At 76.2% G+C, this 26,210-nt stretch carries 12 protein-coding genes; 10 read left to right on the top strand and 2 right to left on the bottom strand.

The features are described 5' to 3' along the window. Positions 1 to 25 precede the first annotated feature (25 nt). The 3 genes from ACZ4TV_RS20140 to ACZ4TV_RS20130 are packed head-to-tail and all read left to right on the top strand — an operon-like array spanning position 26 to position 5,701. On the top strand, positions 26 to 1,714 hold the full coding sequence (locus ACZ4TV_RS20140) for a ricin-type beta-trefoil lectin domain protein (RefSeq protein WP_468136041.1): 1,689 nt from the start codon (positions 26 to 28) through the stop codon (positions 1,712 to 1,714). 28 nt (positions 1,715 to 1,742) lie between these two features. Then, positions 1,743 to 4,112: an alpha-N-acetylglucosaminidase gene (locus ACZ4TV_RS20135; protein WP_468136040.1), complete on the top strand. Its 2,370-nt coding sequence runs from the start codon at positions 1,743 to 1,745 to the stop codon at positions 4,110 to 4,112. Then, on the top strand, positions 4,109 to 5,701 hold the full coding sequence (locus ACZ4TV_RS20130; RefSeq protein WP_468136039.1) for a molybdopterin-dependent oxidoreductase: 1,593 nt from the start codon (positions 4,109 to 4,111) through the stop codon (positions 5,699 to 5,701). The genes ACZ4TV_RS20135 and ACZ4TV_RS20130 overlap by 4 nt, the downstream gene beginning before the upstream one ends. A gap of 43 nt (positions 5,702 to 5,744) precedes the next feature. Here the strand turns inward: ACZ4TV_RS20130 and ACZ4TV_RS20125 are convergent, their stop codons facing one another. Beyond that, positions 5,745 to 7,037 (bottom strand): putative Ig domain-containing protein, encoded by a 1,293-nt coding sequence (locus tag ACZ4TV_RS20125; protein ID WP_468136038.1) that lies wholly within the window; start codon positions 7,035 to 7,037, stop codon positions 5,745 to 5,747. 89 nt (positions 7,038 to 7,126) lie between these two features. Beyond that, the gene (locus ACZ4TV_RS20120; RefSeq protein ID WP_468136037.1) at positions 7,127 to 8,020 is read right to left on the bottom strand and encodes a LysR family transcriptional regulator; all 894 of its coding nucleotides are present in this window, start codon (positions 8,018 to 8,020) and stop codon (positions 7,127 to 7,129) included. 436 nt (positions 8,021 to 8,456) lie between these two features. On the opposite strand from ACZ4TV_RS20120, the gene ACZ4TV_RS20115 reads away from it, so the two are divergent. From ACZ4TV_RS20115 to ACZ4TV_RS20085, 7 genes are read left to right on the top strand one after another with little or no spacing between them, the layout of a single operon-like run. Next, positions 8,457 to 16,100, top strand: coding sequence for an SDR family NAD(P)-dependent oxidoreductase (locus ACZ4TV_RS20115; protein WP_468136036.1), 7,644 nt, complete (start codon positions 8,457 to 8,459; stop codon positions 16,098 to 16,100). Next, on the top strand, positions 16,093 to 20,877 hold the full coding sequence (locus tag ACZ4TV_RS20110; protein WP_468136035.1) for a beta-ketoacyl synthase N-terminal-like domain-containing protein: 4,785 nt from the start codon (positions 16,093 to 16,095) through the stop codon (positions 20,875 to 20,877). Before ACZ4TV_RS20115 ends, ACZ4TV_RS20110 begins: the two co-directional genes overlap by 8 nt. Next, positions 20,867 to 21,187, top strand: a complete 321-nt coding sequence (locus ACZ4TV_RS20105) for an acyl carrier protein (RefSeq protein WP_468136034.1) — start codon at positions 20,867 to 20,869, stop codon at positions 21,185 to 21,187. Before ACZ4TV_RS20110 ends, ACZ4TV_RS20105 begins: the two co-directional genes overlap by 11 nt. 7 nt (positions 21,188 to 21,194) lie before the next feature. Continuing rightward, the gene (locus ACZ4TV_RS20100; RefSeq protein WP_468136033.1) at positions 21,195 to 22,019 is read left to right on the top strand and encodes an alpha/beta fold hydrolase; all 825 of its coding nucleotides are present in this window, start codon (positions 21,195 to 21,197) and stop codon (positions 22,017 to 22,019) included. After that, positions 22,016 to 23,209, top strand: coding sequence for a glycosyltransferase (locus ACZ4TV_RS20095; protein ID WP_468136032.1), 1,194 nt, complete (start codon positions 22,016 to 22,018; stop codon positions 23,207 to 23,209). The genes ACZ4TV_RS20100 and ACZ4TV_RS20095 overlap by 4 nt, the downstream gene beginning before the upstream one ends. Next, positions 23,206 to 25,119, top strand: a complete 1,914-nt coding sequence (locus ACZ4TV_RS20090) for a methyltransferase domain-containing protein (protein WP_468136031.1) — start codon at positions 23,206 to 23,208, stop codon at positions 25,117 to 25,119. The genes ACZ4TV_RS20095 and ACZ4TV_RS20090 overlap by 4 nt, the downstream gene beginning before the upstream one ends. A gap of 50 nt (positions 25,120 to 25,169) precedes the next feature. After that, positions 25,170 to 26,135, top strand: a complete 966-nt coding sequence (locus ACZ4TV_RS20085) for a galactokinase (protein ID WP_468136030.1) — start codon at positions 25,170 to 25,172, stop codon at positions 26,133 to 26,135. Positions 26,136 to 26,210 lie beyond the last annotated feature (75 nt).

Raw genomic sequence — 26,210 nt, 5'->3', positions numbered from 1 at the left:
ACTGACCCCACGTCAAGGAGACTCCGTGCCGCTTCGCCTGCGTGCAACGCTCCCCTGCCTGACCGCGGCCGCCCTGTTCGCCCTCGCGCTCTCCCCCGCCCCGGTGGCGGCGGAGCCCCGGGCGACCTCGGACACCCCGCTCGCGCTCACCCCTCCCATGGGCTGGAACAACTGGGCGCATTACATGTGCGACGTCGACGAGGCCAAGGTGGTCGCCAACGCCGACGCGCTCGTGTCGACCGGGCTCGCCGCCAAGGGCTACGACACGGTGACCGTCGACGACTGCTGGATGACCAAGAGCCGGGACGCCGAGGGCAATCTGGTCGTCGACAAGGCGAAGTTCCCGCACGGCATGGCCTGGCTCGGCGAGTACCTGCACGCCAAGGGCCTGAAGTTCGGCATCTACCAGGACGCCGGCTCCCTCACCTGCGAGAAATACCCCGGCAGCGGTGCCCCCGCGGGCGGCGGCGCGGACCACTACGCACAGGACGCCCGGCAGTTCGCCTCCTGGAACGTCGACTACGTCAAGATGGACGGCTGCAACCTGTGGGTGCCGGAGGGCAGGACCAAGGAGCAGGCCTACCGGGACGCGTACACCGCCGTCGCGAACGCCCTTCGGACCAGCGGCCGTGACATGGTCCTGTCGGCCTCCGCCCCCGCATACTTCCAGCACGGTGAGTGGGGCAGCCCCGACTGGCACAAGGTCCTCGGCTGGGTCGGCGAGACCGGGCAGCTGTGGCGCGAGGGCCGCGACATCAAGGTCTACAACCCGGCCACGCCCACCGCCTCCCGGTGGAGCTCGGTGATGGGCAACTACGGCTACAACCGGTGGCTCGGCCGGTACGCGGGGCCGGGCAACTGGAACGACCCCGACTTCCTCATCGCCGGCGCCCCCGGGCTCACGGCCGCCGAGAGCCGCAGCCAGGTCGCCCTCTGGGCCATGATGGCGGCCCCCTTCATCCTGTCCTCCGAGGTCTCCAAGCTCACCCCCGAGGGACTCGCGGCCCTCGGGAACACCCGGATGATCGAGCTGGACCAGGACCCGATGGGCCGTCAGGGCGCCGTGGTCTCCTCCAACGCCACCTTCGAGATCCTGGTCCGGCCGCTCGCGAACGGCGACCGGGCGGTGGCCGTGCTCAACCGGTCGGCCGACACCCGGGACATCAGCGTGCCGCTCGACGAGATCGGACTGACCGACTGCACGGCCGACGCCCAGGACCTGTGGAGCGGGGCACGCCGTGCGGTCTCCGACACGCTGACCGGGAAGCTGGCCGGGCACGACACGGCGGTCTGGCGGCTCAGCCCGCGCGGCTGCGCCGAGGCCGCGCCGACCGGGCAGATCGTCGGGGACGGAGTCCGGTGTGCCGACGGGGCCAACACCACGGGGGTCGGCGCGGTCGTGATGGCGACCTGCACCGGAGCCCCCGACCAGCGCTGGGTCCTGGGCGACGACGCGAGCGTGCGGATGGCCGGCGAATGCCTGTCGGCGGGCGAGAACGGCCTGGTGGAGCTGGCCGACTGCGCGCCTCCGCAGGCTCAGCAGCCCGGCCAGAGCTGGCATCCCCGCCGCGACGGTGCCCTCGTGGAGGAGGCGAGCGGGCTGTGCCTGACGGCCCCGGCCGCCGTCGCCACTCCCGACGCCCCGGCCGAGCGGCTGCGGCTGGCCCCCTGCGGCGACCACCGGGTCGACCAGGCCTGGGCCCTTCCGGTCTGACCACGCCAGCGAACGGATGAGGAACCCGATGACACGAAGCGGGCGTCGCCGCCTGCCCGGCCCCCGCCCGATCGCCCTCGCCGCTCTTCCCGCGGCGCTGCTGGCGCTGATCTGCGCGGGGCCCGCACCCGGGGCCCCCGCCCCGGGTGCGGGGTCGCCCGCACGGGCCGACGTACGAGCCGACGTACGGGCCGAGGCGCGGGCCGACGCACGAGCCGAGGCACGAGCCGACGCACGGGCGGCCGCACGGGCCGACGTACGGTCCCCCGCGTACGCGGGCGCGCCGCGGAGCGGCACCTTCGACGTCGCGCCCGCGCGGGCCGCCCTGGAGCGGCTGCTTCCGCGCCACTCCGGGCAGTTCACCCTGGTGCCCGACGCGGCCGCCGGCGCCGACACCTTCACCGTGTCCGGGACCGCCGGCGCGATCACCGTGCACGGCAGCACCGGGGCCACCCTGCTCACCGGCGTCGGCTGGTACCTCCAGCACATCGCCGGGGCCGACATCGGCTGGCCCGGCGACAGCCTCGGCATGCTGCCCGACCGACTGCCGGGCGCCCCGGCGGCGGTCACCCGCAGCGCACAGGTCCCGCACCGGTACGCGCTCAACGACACGGACGACGGGTACTCGGGCCCGTACCGCTCCTTCGAGGAACACCAGCGGCAGATCGACCTGCTCGCCCTGCACGGCATCAACGAGGTGTTCGTGCAGGTGGGCGCCGAGTACCCGTACTACCGGGCGCTCCAGGGGTTCGGCTACTCCCCCGAGGAGCTGCGCCGGTGGATCCCCGGCCCCGGCCACCAGAGCTGGTGGCTGCTGCAGAACATGAGCGGATTCGGCGGCCCGGTCTCCGAGCGGCTGATGCGGGAGCGCGCCGAGCTGGGCGGGCGGATCGCCGAGCAGCTGCGCGGGCTCGGCATGACCCCGGTGCTGCCCGGCTACTTCGGCACCGTGCCGCCCGGGTTCGCCGCCCGCAACCAGGGGGCCGTCACGGTGCCGCAGGGCGGCTGGGCGGGCTTCGACCGCCCGGACTGGCTGGACCCCGCCTCACCGGCCTTCGGGAAGCTGGCCGCCGCGTACTACGCCGAGCAGCGGGCGGTGTTCGGGGACAGCACGATGTACCGGATGAGCCCGCTGCACGAGGGCGGCCGGACCGGTTCCGTGGACGTCAGCGCCGCGGCGGGCGCCATCCAGGACGCGCTGCACGCCGCCCACCCGGACGCGCTGTGGGCGGTGCTGGGCTGGCAGGAGGACCCGACCGCGGAGCTTCTGGCCGGGGTGGACACCTCGAAGCTGCTGATCCTGGACGGACTGTCGGACCGGTACAACGGGCTGGACCGCGAGGCCCGTTGGGGCGGCGCCCCGTACGCGATGGGCACCATCTACAACTTCGGCGGGCACACCACGATCGGCGCGAACACCTCCGTGTGGATCGAGCGGTTCGGCCCCTGGCGCGCCAAGCCCGACAGCGCGCTCACCGGGATCGCGTACCTGCCGGAGGCCACCGGCACCAACCCGGCGGCCTTCGACCTCTTCACCGACCTGGCCTGGGAGCCCGGCCCCATCGACCAGCGGAAGTGGTTCGCCGACTTCGCGGCCCGCCGCTACGGCCGGCCCGACGCCGAGGCCGCCGCGGCCTGGGAGGAGCTCCGCAAGGGGCCGTACAGCACCTCCTCGGGTCTGTGGTCGGAGTCGCAGGACAGCCTGTTCACCGCCCGGCCGAGTCTGACCGCGGCGGGGGCGGCGCACTTCAGCCCCAAGTCCATGCGCTACCCGGCCGGTTCGGTGCGCAGGGCCCTGGACCACCTGCTCAAGGTGGATCCGCGACTGCGCGGCTCCAGCGCCTACCGTTTCGACCTGGTGGACACCGCCCGGCAGGCCCTCGCCAACCACTCCCGGGTGCTGCTGCCGAAGATCAAGGAGGCTTACGAGGCCAAGGACCTGACCCGCTTCCGCGCGCTGACGGCCGAATGGCAGGACGGAATGCGGGACTTGGAGGCGGTCACCGGCTCCGATCCGAACTTCCTCCTCGGCCCGTGGCTCGCCGGGGCCCGCTCCCGGGGCGCCGACCAGGCCGAGCAGGACCGGTACGAGTACGACGCCCGCTCCCTGCTCAGCGTATGGGGCCACCGCGGCGCCAGCGAGGGCGGCTCCCTGCACGACTACGCGAACCGCGAATGGAGCGGACTGATCGCCGAGTTGTACGCCCCGAGGTGGGCTCACTACTTCGCCTCGCTGGAGGAGGCGCTGGTGCGGCGGGCCGCGCCGCGGGCGATCGACTGGCACGCCTTCGACGCGCAGTGGGCCGGGCGGACCACCCGGCATCCGAACCGGCCCGGCGGGGACGCGTACCGTCTGGCCGCGCGCATCTCGGCGGCGCTGCCCCCGGCGACCGGATGACCCGTGCTCAGGCCGGTCCCGGGCGGCGCCAGCAGTTGCGCGGCGCCGTCAGCGGGCTGGTCGCGGCCTTCGCCGGGCTGGCGCTGGCGGAGCTGGCCGCGGCGGCCGTCCGGCCCGAGGCCTCTCCGGTCACCGCCGTCGGCGGGGCGGTGGTCGACCTCACGCCCGTGGCCGTCAGGGAATGGGCCATCCAGCTGTTCGGCACCGCCAACAAGCTCGCGCTGACGCTCGGCATCCTCGCGGTCCTGGCGGCGGTCGCCGCCCTGGCCGGGCTGCTCGCCGTACGCCGCCTCCCCGCCGGGATGGCGGTCGCGGGCGGTTTCGGGCTGCTGGGGGCGGCGGCCGCGCTCGGCCGTCCGCAGGCCTCGTGGACGGACGCGCTGCCCTCGCTGATGGGCGCGCTGGCCGCGGCCGGGGTGCTGTACCTGCTGGTCAGGGCCGCGACGCGGCCCCGGCCGGCCGGTGCGCCGCCCGGAGGGACCTGGGCGGTGGACCGGCGCGGCTTCGGCCGGCTGGTCGCCGCCGTCCTGGCGCTCTCGGCCGGGGTGGGATTCGCCGGGCGGCGCCTGGGTGCCCACGGTTCGGCCGGAGCCACCGCCTCCCGGGCCCGCTTCGTCCTCCCCCGGCCCACGGTGCCCGCGCCTCCGGTGCCCGCCGGGGCCGACCTGCGGGTGCCGGGGCTCTCCCCCTTCCTCACTCCCAACCAGGACTTCTACCGCGTGGACACCGCCCTGGTCGTGCCGCGCGTGGACGCGGGCACCTGGCGGCTGCGCATCCACGGGGAGGGCGTCGGCAGGCCCCTCACCCTCGATCTGCGGGAGCTGCTCGCCCGCCCCCTGGTCGAGCACGACATCACCCTCACCTGCGTGTCCAACGAGGTGGGCGGCCCGTACGCGGGCAACGCCCGCTGGCTCGGCGTACGGCTCGGGGACCTGCTCCGCGAGGCGGGGGTACGGCCGCCGTCCCAGGGCGGTCCGGCCGACCAGCTGGTGGCGCGGTCGGTGGACGGCATGACCATCGGCACGCCCGTGGAGACGGTCATGGACGGCCGGGCGGCGCTGCTGGCCGTCGGAATGAACGGCGAGCCGCTGCCCTTCGCGCACGGGTTCCCGGTCCGGATGGTCGTACCGGGCCTGTACGGGTACGTCTCCGCCTGCAAATGGCTGAGCGAGCTGCGGCTGACCACCTTCGCCGCGTACGACGCCTACTGGGTGCGCAGGTCCTGGGCCGAACAGGCCCCGGTCAAGACGCAGTCGCGGATCGACACCCCGCGCCACCACGCCGGCCTGGAGCCGGGCCGCGTGGCGGTCGCCGGGGTGGCGTGGGCGCAGCACCGGGGGATCGAGCGGGTCGACGTACGGGTGGACGGCGGCCCCTGGCAGGAGGCGCGGCTCGGGGCGTCGGACGGCGTGGACACCTGGCGGCAGTGGGTGTGGCTCTGGGAGGCGACGCCCGGACGGCACACGCTGGAGGTCCGCGCGACGGACGGCACGGGCGCCGTCCAGACCGGGGTCCGGACCGGCACCGTTCCGGACGGGGCGACCGGGTGGCACTCGGTGGAGGTACGCGTCGAGGCGCTTCGCCGCTGAACCGGACAAGCGCGCCCCGTCCCCGCTCCGTCCCCGCTCCGTCTCAGAACCAGACGATGGTCAGCGCGAAGGTGGTGCCGGCGCTGGCGCCGGTGGAGTCGGTGGCGGTGGCCGTGACCTGGACGGTGCCGCTGCCCCAGGGTTTGCCGGTGATCCGTCCGGAGGCGCTGTCGAGGGTCAGGCCCCAGGGCAGGCCGGTGACGGCGTACCGGACGGGGGGCTTTCCGCCGGTGGTGGTGAGCTGGATGGTGCAGGACTGGTTGAACTTGCAGGTGTGCGGACCGGGGTGGGTGAACTTCAGGTCACCGGGGGTGGATGTGGGAGTCGGTGTCGGAGTCGGAGTGGGGGTCGGTGTCGGGGTGGGCGTAGGGGTCGGCGTAGGCGTGGGGGTGGGCGTCGGCGTGGTACCGCAGCCCGGGGTGGCCTCCGGCGGCAGCGGTACCCGCCAGATCTGCGTGTCGTTCTCCGATCCGACGAGCAGGTTCGCGCAGTCGGCGTACGTCACCGTCTCCCCCTGCGACTGGGCCGGGAGGGCGACGTCCGCGAGCTTGACCCCGGCGGTGTCGTACACGGAGGCCGTGTTGGCGCCCAGCGGTCCGCCGCTGCGCAGGGTGTACGAGGCACCCGACGGCGAGAAGGCGCCGTCGGTGGCGAACACCGGTCCGGGCCGGACGGCGGTGAGGGTGTTGACCTGCCCGGTCACCGGCGGCAGCGGGGCCTGGTAGAGCTGACCGGCGGCGCCGATGAGCTTGCTCGCGACGTAGATCCGGCCGGTGCCGGGATCGGCGAGCAGGGATTCGGCGTCGTGCTTGCCGTCGGCGTAGGAGAAGCGGTAGGTCACCGGGGTGACCGTGGCATTGGCGAGCTGGTCGGGTTCGGCGAAGCTGTGCACGGTGATTTCCGCGCGCCCGCTGAAGTTGTCGCCGATGTCGCCGACGAGGATCGCCGGGCGGCCCGTGGTGTCCTTGCCGAGTGCCAGGCCCTCCCAGTCGGTGTTGCCGACGCCGGAGACGGTGTAGGTGGCCACCAACCGGCCGGTGGCGCTGTTGCAGTCGACGGCGAAGACCTGGTTGGTGTTCCCGCTGTCGTTGACGGCGTAGAAGACGCCGGGGTGTTTGCGGCTCATGGCGAGGCCGCTGAGCTCGGCCAGGCCGCCGGGGAGGGTGCACTTCTTCTCCGGCGCCAGGTTTTCGGCGGCCGCCGCCGGGGCGGACGAGGCAGGGGCAGCGGCCGGGGATGCGGTGGCGCTCGTCATCCAGGCGAGCGCCGGCAGGATCGTGGCGAGGGCCGCGGTCGCGAGGGCGGCGGCCCGTGGGGGTGTCAGCAGTCGGGACATGCACACAATGTGATGGGACATCAGGGGGTGGCACCAGGCCCCGTCCCCTCCCGTTCGAGCATCGTTCAATGCCGCGTGGGCATGTCCGGTCAGCGCACCGGCTCCCGTACGGGCGCCTTGTGCCCGGCCTGTGCGATGAAGGCGCGGGCCGCACGGCTCAGCGGCCGCCGGGCGTGGGCGATGCCCACCGGGCGCAGCAGGGGCGGTGTGAAGGAGCGGATCTCGGCCCGGCTCCCGAAGGCCCTTGACACCACGTCGCGGTACCAGATGAGGGAGCCTCGGCCGTCCGTCACGCCCGTCACCCAGGCGAGGCGTTCGTCGACCTCCAGGGAGGGGACGGGCCGCACTCCGAGGCAGCTGAACATGGCCTCCATCTCGGTGCGCCGGCCCGTGCCCGGAGTGGGCAGCACCATCGGCAGGCCGTCGAGCATGCGGAACGGCACCGGGTGCGGCAGCCGCGAGCCGATGGGTGAGATCAGCACCACCTCCCGCTCCTGGATGTGGTGGGTGGAGAGCTCCTTGTCGACGGGCAGGTCGACCAGGGCCAACTCGGAGCGCCCCTGGGTCAGTTCCTCGACCAGAGCCTCCCGGCTGTCGTGCTGCTGGAGCCGGACGTCGACGGTCGGGTGCCGCTCGGTGAAGGCCGCGACCAGGTCGGTGGCCAGGTCGAGGGCGAGGGTGGGGGTGCTGACGAGGGTCAGGACGGCCCGGTCGTCCCTGCCGTGCGGGGTCCCGATGTCGTCGATGGCCTCCACCGCGTTGAGTACGGTGCGGGCCAGCCGGACGACCCGGGCCCCCTCCGGTGTGAGGTCCACCCCCCTTCCCCGGCGGGCGAGGAGTTCCACGCCCAGATCTCGTTCCATGGCCTGGACGGCCCGGGAGAGGGCGGACTGGGCGACGAAGACCGAGGCGGCGGCGCCGGTGATGGACCGGCAGTCGGCGACGGCGACGAGGTAGCGGAGCTGCGCGAGGGTGGGGGTCATGACCGGACGGTAACCGCGTGGGGCTGTACCTGTAAGGGCTCGTCGGGTGAACAACTGTACGGACCCCGCGTGACGTTCATGCGCGATCGGTGGATAGGCATGCCGGTGCGGCATGCCCGGGAGGATGTCCTACGCCGGGCCGGGCGGCGGGGTCGGCCCACTCCGGCGGGAAACGCCGCAGGCCACCGGCTCGGCGAGGGTGCGCCGGGGGTTCGCTCGGGGTGCGTTCCGGGCGGTCCGCCCGCGCCGACGACCCGAAGGACCGCCCTCCGCATAGCTGTTGACAGTGCACGGCGGCGACCGCACGATGCATCGCGGCGTGAGGGTGTTTGACCATTGTTCAAGCCCGCCGCATCTCCCTTCTCCCGCACTGCCGTTCGTCGGTTCTTCCGTCCTGCATTGCGCCATGTCACACAGCACTGGAAGAGGAGCGCCCGTGACCCCCCAGCCCCCGCAATCCGCAGCCACCCGTGACCTGGTCGTCGCGGTCAGTCCCTTCGAGGAGCCCCGTCCGGGGATCGTGACCGCCGCCGAGCGCGCCGGGGCCCTCGGACTGCTCGACCTCGGCCGGGACGCGGGCGCCGCGCGGCGCGGGTTCGCGGAGCTGGGCCGCCGGCTCGGCGGCGGCGGCACCGGCACCGGCACCGGCGGGTACGGAGTGCGGGTGCCCGCGGGCTGTCCGCTCGGGCCCGAGGAGCTGCCGGCCGCGGTGGACACGGTCCTGCTCGCCGACCCCGCGTCGCACACGCCGGAGCGGGTGGCCGCGTGGGCCGCGGCGGCCGGGCGGCCCCGGGTGTGGGCCGAGGTCACCAGCACGGCGGAGGCCGCGACCGCCGTGGCCGCCGGGGCGGACTCGCTCGTCGCCAAGGGACACGAGGCCGGCGGCCGGGTGGGCGGGACCACCACCTTCGTACTGCTCCAGCAACTGCTCGGGGACCCCGCGATCCGCGTACCCGTACGGGCCTACGGCGGGATCGGGCCGCACACGGCGGCCGCGGCCGTCGCGGGCGGAGCCGCCGGGGTGCTGCTCGACGCACAACTGGCCCTGACCGCCGAGGGCGAGGTGGGGCTGCCGGAGGAAGTGGCGGCCGCGCTGCGCGCGATGGACGGTTCCGAGACCCGGCTGGCCGACGGCCACCGGGTGTTCGCCCGGCCCGACCTGCCGCTGCCCGAGGGGCCGGTGCACGCTCTGCTCGGCGCCCGGGACCTGCGGGCGCAGTTGCTGCCCGTCGGACAGGACGGGGCCTCGGCGGGCCGCCTGGCCGCGCGGTACCGGACCACCGGCGGTGTGCTCCAGGCCGTACGGGCGGCCGTCACCGGTCACCTGGAGGCGGCGGCGCGGGCCCGGCCGCCGGCCGTCGCGCAGGGGCCGATGACCCGGGTGAGCGACCAGGCGGCCTTCGCCGGTGCGGTGGCCGCCGAGGGCGGGGTCCCGTACCTGGCGCTCGCGGTGATGGAGGGCCCCGACGTGCGCCGGCTCCTCGCCGAGACCGCCGAGCGGCTCGGGGAACGCCCCTGGGGCGTGGGACTGCTCGGCTTCGCCCCGCCCGAGCTGCGGCGGGAGCAGCTGACGGCCGTGACCGAGGCCCGTCCGCCGTACGCGATCATCGCCGGCGGCACCCCTGCGCAGGCGGCCCCGCTGGAGGCGGCCGGGATCCGGACCCACCTGCACGTGCCCTCGCCCGGTCTGCTGGAGCGGTACCTCGCCGAGGGGGCCCGCAGGTTCGTCTTCGAGGGGCTGGAGTGCGGCGGACACGTCGGACCGCGCGCCTCCTTCCCGCTGTGGGAGGAGCAGATCGAGCGGCTGCTGTCCGGCCCCGAGCCGGAGGCCCTGGACCTGCTGTTCGCGGGCGGGATCCACGACGAGCGGTCCGCCGCGATGGCGGTGGCGGCGGCGGCTCCGCTGGCCGAGCGGGGCGCGCGGATCGGGGTGCTGATGGGCACCGCGTACCTGTTCACCGAGGAGGCGGTGGCGGCGGGCGCCGTAGTGCCGGGCTTCCAGCGGGCGGCGATGGAGTGCGCGGACACGGTACTGCTGCGCACCGCGCCCGGACATGCCACGCGGTGTGCGGCGACCCCGTACGCCGAAACCTTCGAGGCGACCCGGCGGCGGCTGGCGGAGAGCGGAGCCGCACCGCGGGAGGTCTGGGAAGAACTGGAGCAACTCAGCCTGGGCCGACTACGGATCGCCACCAAGGGCCTCCGCCGAACGGTCGGCTCGGCGCAGCCTGAGGGCGGGGCGCAGTCACAGGGCTCGGCGCAAGCTGAGGGCGGGGGGCAGGCGGGTGCGGGCGTCTGCGGCGCGGCGGGAGCCGGGGGCAGGGACCGGCTGGAGGTCGTCGGCGAGGAACAGCAGTACGCCGAGGGGTTGTTCATGCTCGGGCAGGCCGCGACCCTCCGATCCGCGACCACGACGATCGCCGCGCTGCACAGCCAGGTCACCGAGGGAGCCGCCGCGCTGCTGGCGCGGCGGGCCCGGGATTTCGCCGCCCCCGCGGAGCCACCGGCGGCCGATCCGCTCGACATCGCCATCGTCGGCATGGCCTGCGCCTACCCCGGCGCCCCCGACCTCGCCGCCTACTGGGCCATGGTCCTCGCCGGGGCGGACGCCGTCACCGAAGTGCCGGCCGAGCGCTGGGACCCGGCGCTGTACTACGACGCCGATCCGGCACGGGCCGGCGAGCGCACCCCGTCCCGCTGGGGCGGCTTCCTCGGACCGGTGCCCTTCGACGCCCTCGCGCACGGCATTCCGCCCGCCTCCCTCTCCGGGATCGAGCCGGTGCAGCTGCTGGCCCTGGAGATCTCGGCGCGGGCCCTGGGGGACGCGGGCTACGGCAAGGACCGCGCCTTCGACCGCTCCCGTACCTCGGTGGTCTTCGGCGCGGAGGCCGGTACCGAACTGGCCGGCGCGTACGGGCTGCGCGCCCTGCACCCGGCCTATCTGGGCGACCTCCCCGCCGAGTTGGACGCCCAGCTGCCGCGGCTCACCGAGGACTCCTTCCCCGGGATCCTCGCCAACGTCATCGCGGGCCGCGTCGCCAACCGGCTCGACCTGGGCGGCGCGAACTGCACGGTCGACGCCGCCTGCGCCTCCTCGCTCGCCGCGCTGGACCTCGCCTGCCGCCAACTGCGCGACCGCGACAGCGACATGGTGCTGTGCGGGGGCGCCGACGTGCACAACGGCATCAACGACTACCTGATGTTCGCCTCCGTCCGCGCCCTGTCACCCGGCGGCCGCTGCCGGCCCTTCGACGCGGCCGCCGACGGAATCGCCCTCGGCGAGGGCGTGGGGGCGCTCGTCCTGAAGCGGCTCGCGGACGCGGAGCGGGACGGCGACCGGGTGTACGCCGTGATCAAGGCGGTGGGCGCCTCCAGCGACGGCCGGTCCCTCGGGCTGACCGCGCCGCGGCCGGAAGGACAGCGACGGGCCCTGGAACGGGCCTACGCACGGGCCGGCATCGCCCCGGGCGAGGTGGGCCTGATCGAGGCGCACGGCACCGGAACGGTGGTCGGCGACAGCACCGAACTGGCCGTACTGAGCGAGCTGTTCACCGCGTCCGGGGCGGCGGCCGGCGCCTGCGCGCTCGGCTCCGTGAAGTCGCAGCTCGGGCACACCAAGTGCGCGGCCGGGCTGGCCGGGCTGATCAAGGCGGCCCGGGCGGTCCACGCGGGGGTGCGCCCGCCGACCCTGCACATCGACACGCCGAACCCGGCCTGGCGGGCGGAGAGCAGCCCCTTCTCCTTCGATACCGCGGCCCGGCCCTGGGCGGTGCCCGCGGATCGGCGGATCGCCGGGGTGAGCGCCTTCGGCTTCGGCGGGACCAACTACCACGCGGTGCTGGCCGGTTACGGAGGATCCGAGGAGCCGCGGCACGGCCTGGAGGAGTGGCCGGCCGAGCTGTTCTGCTTCCGCGGTGAGGACCGGCGGGCGGCGGGCCGGGCGATGGCGCGGCTCGCGGCGAGGCTGGAGGAGAACGACGCGGCCGGGCGGCCGTGGCCCCTGCGGGACCTGGCGGCGGACACCGCTGCGGTATCCGGCACGGGCTCCGCCGCAGGCTCCGGCACGGTCCAGGTGGCGGTCGTGGCGGCCGATCTGGACGAGCTGGCGGCCCGGCTGGAGCGGGCGCGGGCCTTCGCGCCGGGCGCGGGGGTCCACGTACGGGAGGAGTCGCCGGAGCCGGGCCGGGTGGCGTTCCTGTTCCCCGGGCAGGGCAGCCAACGGACGGGGATGCTGGGCGAGTTGTTCATGACCTTCCCCGCCCTGCGCGGCCTGCTGGACACGGCGCCGGTGACGGTGGTGTCGGCGATGTTCCCGCCGGCGGCGTTCACCGCCGAGGGGCGGGCGGCGCAGCGGGCGGCGGTCACCGACACGCGGGTGGCCCAGCCCGCCCTCGGGCTGGCGGGGGCGGCGGCGCACCGGCTGCTCGGCGAGCTGGGGGTGCGCCCGGACTGCGTGGCCGGGCACTCGTACGGGGAGCTCACCGCGCTGTGGGCGGCGGGGGTCTACGACACGGAAGGCCTGCTGCGGCTGAGCGCGCGCCGGGCCGAGGCGATCGTGACGGCCGCCGGCGCGGATCCGGGGTCGATGGCCGCGGTGTCGGCCCCGCCGCAGGAGGTACGGGAGATCGCGGCCCGCGCCGGATGCGGGGTGGCCAACCACAACGCGCCCCGGCAGTGCGTGATTTCGGGGCCGACGGCAGCGGTGACGGCGGCGGTGGCCGCGCTGCGGGAGGCGGGGCTGTCGGCGGAGCCGATCCCGGTGGCCTGCGCGTTCCACAGCGAGGTGGTGGCGGGGGCCGCCGCGGCGCTCGCCAGTGAGCTGGCGGCGACGGCGGTGTCCGGACCGGCCGTCCCCGTCTGGTCGAACACGACGGCCGGCCTCTACCCCACTGATCCGGAATCCGTACGAAGCCTTGCCGCTCGCCAGGTCGCGGAGCCGGTCCGGTTCGTGGAGCAGGTGGAGGCGATGTACGCGGCCGGTGTCCGGACGTTCGTGGAAGCGGGGCCCGGCCGGGTCCTGTCCGGTCTCATCGGCCGGATCCTGCACGACCGTCCGCACACGGTGGTCCCGCTGGACGTACCGGGCGAGCACGGCCTGGTCCGGCTGGTCACGGCGCTGGCGGAGCTGACGGCGGCGGGCGTGCCGGTGGCGCCGGAGGCGCTGTTCCACGGCCGGACCTCCCGCCTCCCGGACCGCGCCCCGCGGCGCCCGGGCTGGCTGGTGGACGGCCACCTGGTACGCACGGCGGACGGCGCACCGGTCGCCGGGGGCCTGCGCCCGCCCCGCCGCATACCTCCGGCGGTTGCGGGCGGGGGCTCGGCTGCGGCCACGGCCGCCGGTGCGGGTTCGCTCGCCGGCGCGGTTGCGGCCACGGCCGCCGGTGCGGGTTCGCCCGCCGGCGCGGCTGCGGCTACGGCGGCCGGTGCGGTTGCGGCCAGGGATGCCGGTGCGGGTTGGCCTGCCGGCACGGTTGCGGGTGCCGGTGCGGGTTGGCCTGCCGGCGCGGTTGCGGGTGCCGGTGCGGGTCCGGCCACCGGCGCGGGTCCGGCTACGCCTGCCGGTTCCAGTCCGGCTCCGGCCGCCGACCGGCGTGAGGAGGCGGTGCTGGAGTACCTCCGCGGTACCCGCGAACTGGTCGAGGCCCAGCGGGACGTCCTCCTCGGCTACCTCGGCACCCCCGCGGCTGCGCCGAGCCGTGCCACGGGCCGGCCTCCGGCCGAGTCAGTCGGCGCCGTGGGCGCCGCACCCGTCGGGCTGCACCCGGCCGGGACACCCGGCGACCCTTGGCCCGCCATGGCGGGCGCCGCGCCGGGCGTGCCGAGCACGGCCTGGGTTCCCGCCACCGGGCCGACTCCCGGCCCCTGGCCGGGGAACCAGCCGAACGGCCAGTACCCGCAGGGGGCAGCCGCAGGCACCGGGATGCCCGGGACCGACCCAGGACCGTGGCACAACGCCCCTGCGGGCGCCGCCCCCCACACCGGTATGCCCGGCGCCCCTTGGCCCGGGCCGTGGCCCGCCACCGAGGCGGCAGGCGCAGCCCGGATACCCCCCACCGGGCCCACCCCCGACCCGCGGCCGGGGAACCAGCCGAACGGCCAGTACCCGCAGGGGGCAGCCGCAGGCACCGGGATGCCCGGGACCGACCCCGGACCGTGGAACAACGCCCCTGCGGGCGCCACCCCCAACACCGGTATGCCCGGCGCCCCTTGGACCAGGCCGTGGCCCGCCGGGGCTGTGGGCACGGCCGCTGCCCCGGGAGGGCCGGGCGGGCCGGGCGCGGCCACCCGGACCGGCATCGGGACCCCGCACACCGGCGGAGCCCCATCGGCGGACAAGGTCATGGACGTCGTGCTGGAGATCGTCCACACCAGGACCGGATACCCCCGGGACATGCTCGACCCCGGGCTCGACCTGGAGGCGGACCTCTCCATCGACTCCATCAAACGCGTGGAGATCATCGGGGCGCTCGCCGACCGGATCGGCCTTCCCCAGGACCCGGGCGGCTCCGCCGAGTCGGCGGTCGAGGAGCTGTCCCGGATCAAGACGCTGCGCGGGATCGTGGACTGGGTCACCTCCCACGCGCCCGGTGGCGCGGCGGCCCCCGACACGGGGCCCGTCGTACCCCCGGTCAGCCGGCTCCGGGTGGACCTGCTGCCCGTACCGGCGGCCACCGGCGACCCGGAGTCCCTCCGCGGCCTGCGGATCGGGGTCGTCGAGGACGGCCAGGGCATCGCGCTCGCCCTCGGCGCGGCCCTGGACGGGCGGGGGGCCGAGGCGAAGATCCTGCCCGGACCTGACAGCGACACCGGAACGAACGCCTGCGCCGACATCGACGCCGGGTTCGACGGGATCGTCGATCTGTCCGCGCTGCGGGCAGGGGCCGAGCCCGTGCTGCCCGAGGCCTTCCCCCGGCTGCGGCGCGCCCTGACCGGCGGGGTACGGCGGCTGCTCCTGGTGACCGCTCCCGGCACTCCGGGCGCCGGGCTGCACGGCTTCGCCCGCAGCGCGGCCCTCGAATTCCCCGGCACGCTGGTCCGCGCCGTGGACATCCACCCCAAGGAGGACCCGGAACGCATCGCGGCGCAGCTCCTCGCCGAGCTGACATGCGATGCCACAGCCGAAGCCGCGCCCGCGGCCCCCGCCTCCGTCGGGTACACCGCCGACGGCACCCGCGTCGCCCGCCGCCCGGTGCCCGCTCCCCTGCTCACCTCCGACGGGCCGCCGCTGCTGGACCCGGGCTCGGTGGTCCTGCTCACGGGCGGGGCCCGCGGGATCACCGCCCGTACGGCGCTCGCCCTGGCCCGCGCCACCGGATGCCACGTCGAACTCGTCGGGCGTACGCCCGAACCGGCCGCCGGGGCCGATGACTTCGGGCAGGCCCACGACCGGGTCGCGCTGCGCGCAGCGCTGATCGCCGCAGGGCTCCGTACGCCCGCGGAGATCGAGGCGGCGGCTACCCGGATCCTCGCCGAGCGCGAGGTGCGGGCCACCCTGGCCGCCCTCGCCACGGCGGCGGCCTCCGTCCGCTACCACTGCGCGGACGTCACCGACGGGCGGGCCGTGCGGGCCGTCGTGGCCGACGTACGCAGCCGTCACGGCCGGCTGGACGGCATCGTGCACGGCGCCGGGATCCTGCGCGACGGGCTGCTGCGCGACAAGCAACCCGCGGACTTCACCGAGGTGTTCACCACCAAGGTGGCCGGCGCCCGCCACCTGGCCGCCGCGGCCGCCGAGCACGGAACGTGGCCCGCGCCCCGGTTCCTGGCCCTGTTCGGCAGTGTCGCCGGGGTGTACGGCAACCGCGGCCAGAGCGACTACGCCGCGGCCAACGACGCCCTCGACGGCCTCGCGCACACCTGGGCGGAGTCCTTCCCGGGCCGGGTGCTGTCCGTCGACTGGGGGCCCTGGGCGGCGGAGGCGGGCGGGATGGTCACACCCGAGCTGGAGCGTGCGTACGCCCGTCGCGGCATCCCGCTGATCACGCCGGACGCGGGCACCGCCGCGTTCCTCGACGAACTGGCCCACGGGAGCGACGTACAGGTCGTCCTGATGGCGCAGGAAGGTCACGGCGATGAGTGAACGACAGCGGCGCGGCGGCCCCCTGCCGACCGATGCCGCGATCGTCGGGATGGGCGCGGTGTTCCCGGGGGCCGCCGATCTCGCCGCGTACCGGCGCAACCTCCTCGCCGGTACGGACTCCATCGGCGAGGTCCCGCCCGGCCGCTGGGATCCCGAGGTGTACTACGACCCGCGGGGCGCCACCGGTCCCGCGGCCGGCGACCGGTTCTACTGCCGGCGCGGCGGCTTCGTCGACGGCCTCGCCGCCTTCGACCCGACCCGGTTCGGGATCATGCCGGCCACGGTGGAGGGGGCCGAGCCGGATCAGATGCTGGCCCTGCACGCGACGGCCGAGGCGATCGCCGACGCGGGCGGCGAGACCCGGCTGCCGGCCGACCGCTCCCGGATCGGGGTGGTGCTGGGGCGCGGCGGATTCATGGGGGTGGCCACCGCGCGTCTCGACCAACGGGTCCGCACCGCACACCAGTTGGCGCAGACGCTGCGGGAGCTGGCGCCGGAACTGGGCGAGCGGCGGATCTCGGCGGTGCGCGCGGCGTTCCAGGACGCGCTGGGTCCGGAGCGGCCGGACGCGTCGATCGGGCTGGTGCCGAGCTTCACCGCGGCCCGGACCGCGAACCGGCTGGACTTCCGCGGCCCCGCCTACACCCTGGACGCGGCCTGCGCCTCGTCCCTGCTGGCGGTGGACCAGGCGGTGGGCCTGCTGGCCGGCGGGCGCTGTGACGCGGTGGTCGCGGGGGCGGTGCACCACTGCCACATCGCGACGCTGTGGAGCGTGTTCACGCAGCTGCGGGCGCTCAGCCCGAGCGAGCGGATCCGGCCCTTCGACCGCAGGGCCGACGGGACGCTGCTGTCGGAGGGCACCGGGGTGGTGCTGCTGAAGCGGCTGGCGGACGCGGAGCGGGACGGCGACCGGGTGTACGCGGTGATCCGCGGGACGGGCGTGGCCGGGGACGGCCGGGCGGCGAGTCTGATGAGCCCTCTCGTGGCGGGCCAGGTACGGGCACTGGAGCGGGCCTGGCGGGAGGCGGGGCTGGATCCGCGGGAGCCGGGCGCGCTGGGCCTTCTGGAGGCGCACGGCACGGGCACGCCGGTGGGGGACGCCGCCGAACTGGACACCCTCGCCCAGGTGTTCGGACCGCCCGTGGAGGGGGGAGGGGAGATCGGCTTCGGCTCGGTGAAGTCGATGCTGGGCCACACCATGCAGGCCTCGGGCATGGCCGGGCTGATCAAGGCCGCCCTCGCGGTGTACGAGGGGGTGCTGCCGCCGACGCTGCACCTGGAGGAGCCGCACCCGGACCTGGCGCGGACCCGGATGCGGCCGGTGACGGCGGCGGAGCCGTGGGAGCGCGGGCCGGCGCCCCGCCGGGCCGGGGTGAACGCGTTCGGCTTCGGCGGCATCAACGCGCATGTGGTCCTGGAGGAGGCTCCGGGCGCCGCGAGCCCGGTGGCTGCGGGCGCCGCGAGGCCCGTGGCTCCGGGCGCCGCGAGGCCCGTGGCTCCGGGCGCCGCGAGGCCCGTGGCTCCGGTGAGGCGGTTCCTGCCGCTGGGAGCCGCGGCCGCGCCGGTGGGGCCGGCCGCGCGGGACGACGTACTCCTCATCGGCGCGGACACGCCGGCGGAGCTGTCGGCACGGCTGGCGGCCGCTTCCCCGGCGTCCGGAGGCGAGGGGCCCTGCCGGGTCGCGGTGGTCGGGCCGACGCCCCAGCGGCTCGCACTGGCCGCGAAGGCGGTGGCGCGCGGCCGGCCGTGGCGGGGGCGCGGGGACGTCTGGTTCACGCCGGAGCCACTGGGCGGCCGGGTGGCGTTCCTGTTCCCGGGCCTGGAGCCGGAGTTCGCACCCGTGGTGGACGACGTGGCGGACCGGCTCGGGCTGGCGCCGCCCCGGCTCACCCGGGGCGCGTCGCTCGTGGAACGGGCCCTGGACGCGATCGCCACGGGCCGCTTCTTCGCCCGCGTCCTGCCCGAGCTCGGCATCGAGGCCGACGTGCTGGCGGGCCACAGCCTGGGCGAGTGGGCGGCGATGGTGGCCGCCGGGATGTATCCGCGGGAGGCGGCCGACACCTTCCTGGACTCGCTGCGGCCGGGCGATCTGCTCGTCCCGGATCTCGTGTACGCGGCGCTGGGCTGCGGTGCGCGGCGCGCGGAGGCCGCGCTGCACGGTCTGGACCGGGTGGTGGTCAGCCACGACAACTGCCCGCACCAGTCGGTGATATGCGGCGATCCGGCGCAAGTGGCCTCCGTGGTCGCGCGGTTGCGCGGGGACGGGGTGCTCGGTCAGGAGCTGCCGTTCCGGTCGGGTTTCCACACCCCGATGTGGGAGCCGTACCTCGGCCAGGTCCGCGCCGCCTTCGACCGGCTGCCGCTCGGGCCCGGTTCCCTCCCGGTGTGGTCGGCCACCACGTGCGCGCCGTTTCCCGCGGCACCGGAAGACGTACGGGAGTTGGTGGTCCGCCACCTCCTGGAGCCGGTCCGCTTCCGCGAGCTGACGCTGCGGCTGTACGAGGAGGAGGGCGTGCGCGGCTTCGTCACGCTCGGCCCGGGCAGTCTGCCCGGTTTCGTCGAGGACACCCTGCGCGAGCGCCCCCACCTCTCGGTCTCCGCCTCTTCCCCCCGCCTCCCGGGTCTGGCGGCGCTCGGCCGCACCTGCGCCGCCCTCTGGGCCGAGGGGCACGCGCCGCGCTGGGACCTGCTCTTCCCTGCGGGGCGGATGGCGCAGACGGGCTCCGGGCCGGGGTCCGCCGGCCGGGAGCAGGCGGGCGCCGCGAAGGACGGTGCGGAGTGGGTCGCGCAGGACGGTGCTGTGGAGGGCCGTGCGGCCGGGTCCCCGGCCGCACGGGGGCATGCCGTGCAGCTGGACCTCGGTTCGCCGCTGGTCCGCCTGGGCGGGGCGGCGCGTGCCGCCCTCGGCGGTGTCCTGCCCGCGGCGCCGCCCGCCCCGACCCCCACCCGAAGGCCCGCGTCGCCCCCCGAGCCGTCCGGGCCCCGGCCGGTCCTGCTGTCCGCCCTGGACGCGGTCCTCGCGGACACCGGCTCGGCCGCCCGGAGCGTCGCCGAGGCCTGGTCGGCGCTGCGCGCGCCCGATGCGGCGGCTTCCGCCGGCGGGCGCGGTGCGGGGCCGGTCCCCGGCACGCCGGCGGCCGGTGCGGGGCAGCGCCCCAACGGTTCGGGGAGGGCCACGGGGAAGCACATCCTGCGGCTCTCGCTCACCACGCTGCCCTACGTCCGCGACCACTGCGTCTACCTCCAGCCCGACGGCTGGCCCGAGGACTCGGACCGGTTCCCCGTCGTCCCCATGACCACCATGCTGGAGCTGGCCGCCGAGGCCGCACGGCGCTGCGCCCCGCCCGGCCTCGCCGTCGTCGGCTACGAGGACGTACGGGCCCTGCGCTGGCTCGCCGTCGAGCCGGCCGTCGACGTCGAGGTCACGGTCCGCGGTGACGGGCCCGGCCGACTGCGCGTCGCCCTCGGGGAGTACGCCTCGGTGGTCGTGCTGCTCGGCGAGCGGTACGGGCAGCCGCCCGCGCCCGACGACACGCCCCTGCGGGACCCCGGGCCGGCCCCCGTCAGCGCCGCGGCCCTCTACCGGGACCGGTGGATGTTCCACGGCCCCCGCTTCGCCGGGGTGCACGAGGTACGGACCGTCGGCTCGGACGGCATCCACGGGGTGCTGCGGGCCCTGCCCGACCCGGGCGCGCTCCTCGACGCCGCCGGGCAGCTGTTCGGCCACTGGATGCAGCTGCGGCTCCCGGTGGACCGGCTGGTCTTCCCGGCCACGGTGGACCGCATCCGGTTCTGCGGGCCCCCGCCCGCCCCGCTGGAGCTGGTCGCCGCCACGGCCCGGATCCGCGAGGTGCACGACGTCACCGTGCGCGGTGACCTCGAACTGCGGCGTGCCACGGGCGAGGTGTGGGCCCGGATCGAGGGGTGGACGTACCGCCGGTTCGGCGCCGACGAGCGGGTCTGGCCGATGAAGTTCACCCCGGAGGTCTGCGGCATCGGCGAGCCCCGGCCGGAGGGCTGGTGCCTGGCCCGGCGCCGCTGGAGCGATCCCGCCTCGCAGGAGCTGGTGATGCGGCGCTACCTCGGCGCCGCCGAGCGGGCGGCCTACGAACGGCTGTCGCCGCGTGCCCAGGCGCCCTGGCTGCTGGGCCGGATCGCCGCCAAGGACGCGCTGCGCCGGCTGCTGTGGGACGGCGGAGCCGGGCCGGTGTTCCCGGTGGAGGTGCCCGTCGGCAACGACCCGGCCGGTCGGCCGCTCGCCGAGTCCCCGCTGACCCCCGGCTTCCGGCTGTCGATCGCCCACAAGGACCGGATCGCCGTCGCCCTGGCCCACCCGGCCCGGCCGGTCGGCATCGACCTGGAGCCGGTGACGACCGACCCGGACGCGCTGATCCGGATCGCGCTCGGGCCGGACGAACTCCGCCTCGCCGAACGGCTGGCCGCCCGCGGCGGAGCCGGACTGCCGGCCGCGCTCACCGCCGTGTGGTGCGCCAAGGAGGCCGCCGCGAAGGCGCAGGGCAGCGGGCTGGGCGGCCGGCCCCGGGACTGGCGGGTGGCCGACGATCCGGATTCCGGCGATCCGGATTCCGGCGGCCTGCTCGTGACCTCCCCCGACGGGCACTCGTACCCGATCCGCACCACGCCGCTGACGAGCGCCGTACGTACCGACTCGCCGCTCGACCACGTCGTCGCCTGGACCGCCACCGACTCCACCGCCCCGGCCGCGGCGCCCTACCCCGTCCCCTTCCACCTCACGGAGACCCGCCATGGCACCTGACATCCTCGCCGAGATCACGGGCATGCTCGTGGAGATCGTCGGCGACGAGTACCTCCTCGCGGAGGAGGTCACGATGGAGACGACCTTCAACGAGGACCTCGCCCTGGAGAGCATCGAGTTCGTCGCCCTCGCCGAGCTGCTCCACCACCGCTACGGCGCCGGGGTGGACCTGATGGGATTCCTGGCGGAGAAGGACATGGACGCCATCCTCGCCATGTCCGTCGGCGAACTCGTCACCCACATCGGCCGGATCACGCACACCTCCCTGGCCCGGGTCTCGGCGGGTTCCTCGCCCGCGTCGGCCGGCTGAGGCCGCCATGGCCGTCGTACTCGCCCACTCCCTGCGCTTCCACGTCCAGCGGCTCCCGGCCACCGCCGGCGCCCCCGACCGCCCCGTCGTCGTGTTCCTGCACGGCCTGGTCGTCGACAACCTGTCCTCCTTCTACTGCCCCCTGGCCGTCCCGGTGGCCCGGTCCGGGCACGAGGCCGTCCTCTACGACCTGCGCGGCCACGGCCGCACCGAACGCCCGGCCACCGGCTACGACAGCCGCACCGCCGTACGGGACCTCTTCGCCCTGCTCGAGGCGCTGGACCTCGGGCAGCGCCCGGTCCACCTGGTCGGCAACAGCTACGGCGGGACCCTGGCCCTGCACGCCGCCCTCGCCCGGCCCGATCTGGTCGCCGGGCTCACCCTCCTCGAACCCCCGCTCGGCGGAGCCTGGGTGGAGAACATGGTGGACACCCTGTCGGCCGCCGCGCTCAGCCTGGAGGACAGCCAGGTGCCCGCCGAGCTGCTCGCCCTGCGCCTGCGCAAGGCCGCCAACCTCACGGCCATCGCCGACGCCCTCCTCAACCGCACCACGCTCATCGACGACATCGCCGCGAGCCGCACCTTCACCCCGGCCGACTACGCCCGGCTGCGCTGCCCGGTCCTGATCGTCTGCGGCGAACACTCCGAACTGGTCCCGGGAGCCCGGGAGCTGGCCCGCCACGCCCCGCAGGGGGCCCTGCGGATCCTGCCGGGTCTGGGGCACGACGTGCTGAAGGAGAGCAGCGGGGTCCTACGGGAAGCCGTGCTCGCCCATCTCGACGCGACGGCCGCGGTGGCGGCGCGGCCGCGGGCGGGAGCGCTGGTCCCATGAGGGTGCTGTTCACCGTGCCGCCGCTGGCCGGGCACGTCAATCCGACCGTGGCCGTCGGGGCCGAACTGGCCGCCCGGGGACACGAGGTCGCCTGGACGGGGCCGGCCGCGGCGCTGTCCCGGCTGCTGCCCGCCCACGCCCGGATCCTGCCGGCCGGCGAGGATGTGGGCGGCGGGTACGCGGCCCTGCACGAACGCTGGCGCGATCTGCGCGGGGTCGGGGCGCTGCGGTTCCTGTGGGAGGAGGCGCTGGTGCCGCTGGCCCGGGCGATGGTGCCGGGGGTGACACGGGCCGTCCGCGCGTTCGGGCCGGACGTGATGGTCGCCGACCAGCAGGCCCTGGCCGGACCGCTGGTCGCCCGGCGGCTCGGCGTCCCGTGGGCGACGTCCGCCAGCACCTCGGCCGAACTCACCCGGCCCTTCGCCGACTTCCCGAAGGTCGGCGAGTGGGTGGCCGGGCAGATCCACGGCCTGCTCGCCGAGTACGGAGCGGCGGCGCGGGATCCGGGAGGCTGGGACCCGGGAGGCTGGGACCCGCGGTTCTCGGAGCGGCTGGTGCTGGTCTTCTCCACTCCCGAACTGGTGGGAACGGCCGGGACCGGGGAGCCTCCGCCGCACTACGCCTTCGTCGGGCCGGCCTTCGGGGCCCGGCCGACCGCGCCCGGTTTCCCCTGGCAGCGGCTGGATCCGGCGCGGCGGCGGGTGCTGGTGTCCCTGGGCACCCTGAACCAGGAGGCCGGCGCCCGCTTCTACGGCGCGGTGCTGGGCGCCGCCGAACGCCTCGCCGAGGACGTCCAGTTGGTGCTGGCGGCACCCTCCGCGCTGGTCGGGGCCGCGCCGGACCACGTACTGCTCCGGGAGAGCGTGCCGCAACTGGACCTGCTGCCGCACCTGGACGCGGTGGTCTGCCATGCCGGCCACAACACCGTCTGCGAGGCCCTCGCGTACGGGCTGCCGCTGGTCGTCGCGCCGATCCGCGACGACCAGCCGATCGTGGCCCGGCAAGTGGTCGAGGCCGGAGCCGGGATCCGGGTGCGGTTCGGCAGGACCCGGGCCGAGGAACTGCGCGACGCGCTCACGGCCGTACTGGACGACCCCGGCCCCCGCCGGGCCGCCCGGAAGATCCAGGCCTCATTCGCCGCGGCGGGCGGGGCCGCCGCCGCGGCCGACCGGTTGGAGAAACTGCTATGACGCCACCCCCGCTCTCCCGGGTCCGGTGGACCTCCGCGGTGGTACTGGCCGCCCTCGGCGCGGGCACCGTACGCGCCGGACGCCGGCTGCGGGCGATCCCGGTGCTGCCGGTGACCCCGCCCGCGCCGTACGGGGTACCGCGCGCCGCCGGGTGGCGGCTGCTCACCGCCCGGGGGGTCGAGCCCGATGCGGCCACCTTCCTCGCCGCGTGCGCGCACGCTGAAGGGGAGGGCCTGCGGGTACTGGACCTGCTGCCCGCGGACCTGGCGGCCGAGCGGGTGCTGGGGCTGCTGCGCCTGGTCGATCCGGCCCGCTACCGGCAGGACCGGCTCGGTGAGGGGCGCGGGGCCGGGTTCGCCGTGCTCGTCACCGAGGAGGTGCTGGCGCGGGCCGGAGTGGATCCGGGCGGGGCGGATCCGGGCCCAGTGGGTCCGGGCGGGCTGGATCCGGTCGGACCGCGCCTGGAGCCGGCGGAACTCCTCGCGCTGACCCGCCGTTTGAAGGAGTACGCGGCCGACGCCACGGGGCTGGCCATCGCGCCCGGCCTGAGCTGCGGAGGACCTGAGCGGACACGCGGACCGGCACGGGCCGCCGAGCTGCGGGCCCAGGGGCTGCCGCCGGGGGCGCTGGCCGCCGCGCAGTTGTGCGGGCTGGCGCTGCTCGCGGGCGTCGCCCTGCGCCAGGGCCGGTGGGGCGCCGCCGCGGCCGGGCTGTACTGGCTCCAGCCGTACCTCGCCCTCGGCGGCCCGGGCTCCCCGCTGCGCCCCGCCGACCTCGCCCGGGCCACCGCGGCCCGGCCGGCGCGCTCCCTCGGCGCTGCCCTGCGTACGGCCGCGGCGGCCGGCCGGGCCCGCAGCGCCGGGGACATCGGGGACGCCGCCGCCCGGGCCGCCGCCTACCGGGACGAACTGGCCGGGGGCACCGGTCACTTCCTCGAACCGCGCCGCCAGGAGTGCCCGTGGTGCGGCTCCCGCCGGCTCACCGTCCGGGTCCGGGTGCCCGACCTGCTCCAGGGCAAGCCCGGCCGGTTCACCCTGGAGCGGTGCGGGGACTGCGGGCACGTCTTCCAGAACCCCCGACTGACCGTCGAGGGGCTGGAGTTCTACTACCGCGACTTCTACGACGGTCGCGGCGGCGAGGGCGCGGGCACGGTTTTCGGACGGCTCGGCGCCGCCTACCGGAGCCGAGCCGAGATGCTCCTCCCGCACGCCGACCCGGCGACCTGGCTCGATGTCGGCACCGGACACGGTCACTTCTGCAACGCGGCGCGGGCCGTGTGGCCGCGGACCCGGTTCGACGGGCTCGACATGGGCGACGGGGTCCGCGGGGCCGAGCGCCGCGGCTGGGTGGAGACGGGATACCAGGGCCAGTTCCCGGAGTTCGCGTCGAAACTGGCGGGCCAGTACGAGGTCGTCAGCATGTACCACTACCTGGAGCACACCCGGGATCCGCTCGCCGAACTGGACGCGGCGGCCGCGGTCCTCGCCCCCGGCGGGTTCCTGACCATCGAGCTGCCCGACCCGGAGTCCCGGATGGCCCGGCTCCTCGGCCCGGCGTGGCTGCCCTGGTTCCAGCCCCAGCACCAGCACCTCGTGCCCGCCGCGAACCTGCGCGAGGCACTGGCCGACCGGGGATTCACCGTCCTCGCCGAGGAGCACGGCCCCGCCCACCAGGGCAATGACTTCTTCGGCGCGGTGGCTCTGACCGCGACGCGGCTGGCCCCGGATCCGGACCGGCCGTGGGGTCCCCCCGCCACCCGCCGGGCCCGGGCCCTCGCCCTTGCCGTACGGGCCGCCGCCCTGCCGTGCTTCGCCGGCGCGGCGGTGCTCGACGCGCTGCGCACGGCGGCGGCCCGGCACACGGACGGCGGGAACGCCTACCGGATGCTGGCCCGCAAGGACGTCCCGTGACGGGCGCGGGTCGTGCCGCGCCCGCCGGCGCCGCGCGCAGGAGCAGGGCGGTGGCCGCCAATCCCGCCGGAGAGGCCCTGACCGACACCAGCCGACCGGACACCGCAGCAGCAGCCGACCTCGCCGGCGGCGACCTGGCCCGGCGGGCCACCGCCGATCCGCTGTTCCGCCTCGTCGCCTACGCCCTGGAAGCCGCGCACGGCCGGCCCGCGGCCGCCGTGTGGAGCGCCCCGTACGCCTTCCACCTGGGCTCCCGCGGGCTGGTCGCGGCGGCCGGCTGGCCGACGGCCGCCGCCGCGGCCCCGCGCACCGACGGCCTGGTGCGGCTCAGTTCGCTCGGGCATCCCGCTGACAGCTGCGATCTGCCGCTGACCCTGTCCGGACCGCCGCCCTCCGCACCCGCCTGGGCCGTCCGGCCGTACGCCGTGCTGCGGGCGCTGGCCCGGGCCGGGTACGGCAGCGGCGGGACCGATCTGCACGTGCAGGGCTCGCTCACGGGGGCCGCCGGGCTGGCCACGGCGGAGCCGGCCGACTGCGCGGTGGCGCTGGCGGTGGCCGACGTACACACGGGGGCGGGCGAGGGGCCGGACCGCGAATACCTGGCCCGGCTGCTGTCCGAAGCGCTGCCGGACGGCGACGACGGCTTGCGCCGGGCCGTGCTCTTCGCCCGGTCGGGCAGGGCGCTGCTGCTGGGCGCGGAACCCCGGCGGCGGCAGCGCTACGTCGCCTTCGACCCGGCCGCCTCGGGAGCGCGGCTGGTGCTGATGGCCGTGCGCGGCGAGGCCTCGGACCGGCCCCGCGAGCTGGCGCGGGCCGTGGCTCTCGCCCGCCGGGCCGGGGCGCTGAGCGCCTGGCCGCCCGGGCAGCGGCCGGGGCGGAGCGTACTGGTGCTGCTGCCCGGCGCGCGGCTGGCGGCGGTCCGGGCCGCCGTCGCGGAGGACTTCCGCGACCGGGGGCGACCCGTACCGCGGTTCCTGAACATCGCCGTGGCCGGTGCGGCCCGGCGCGAGGAATGACCCGACCGAACCACCGGGCGGACCGACCCACCGGCCCGCCCGGCCCACCGGGCCCACCGGGCCCACCGGGCCCAC

This window comes from Streptomyces sp. NPDC028910, from assembly GCF_055564955.1.
Note: the sequence above shows the minus strand (reverse complement) of the source record. Positions and strands in the feature narration are given on the sequence as shown.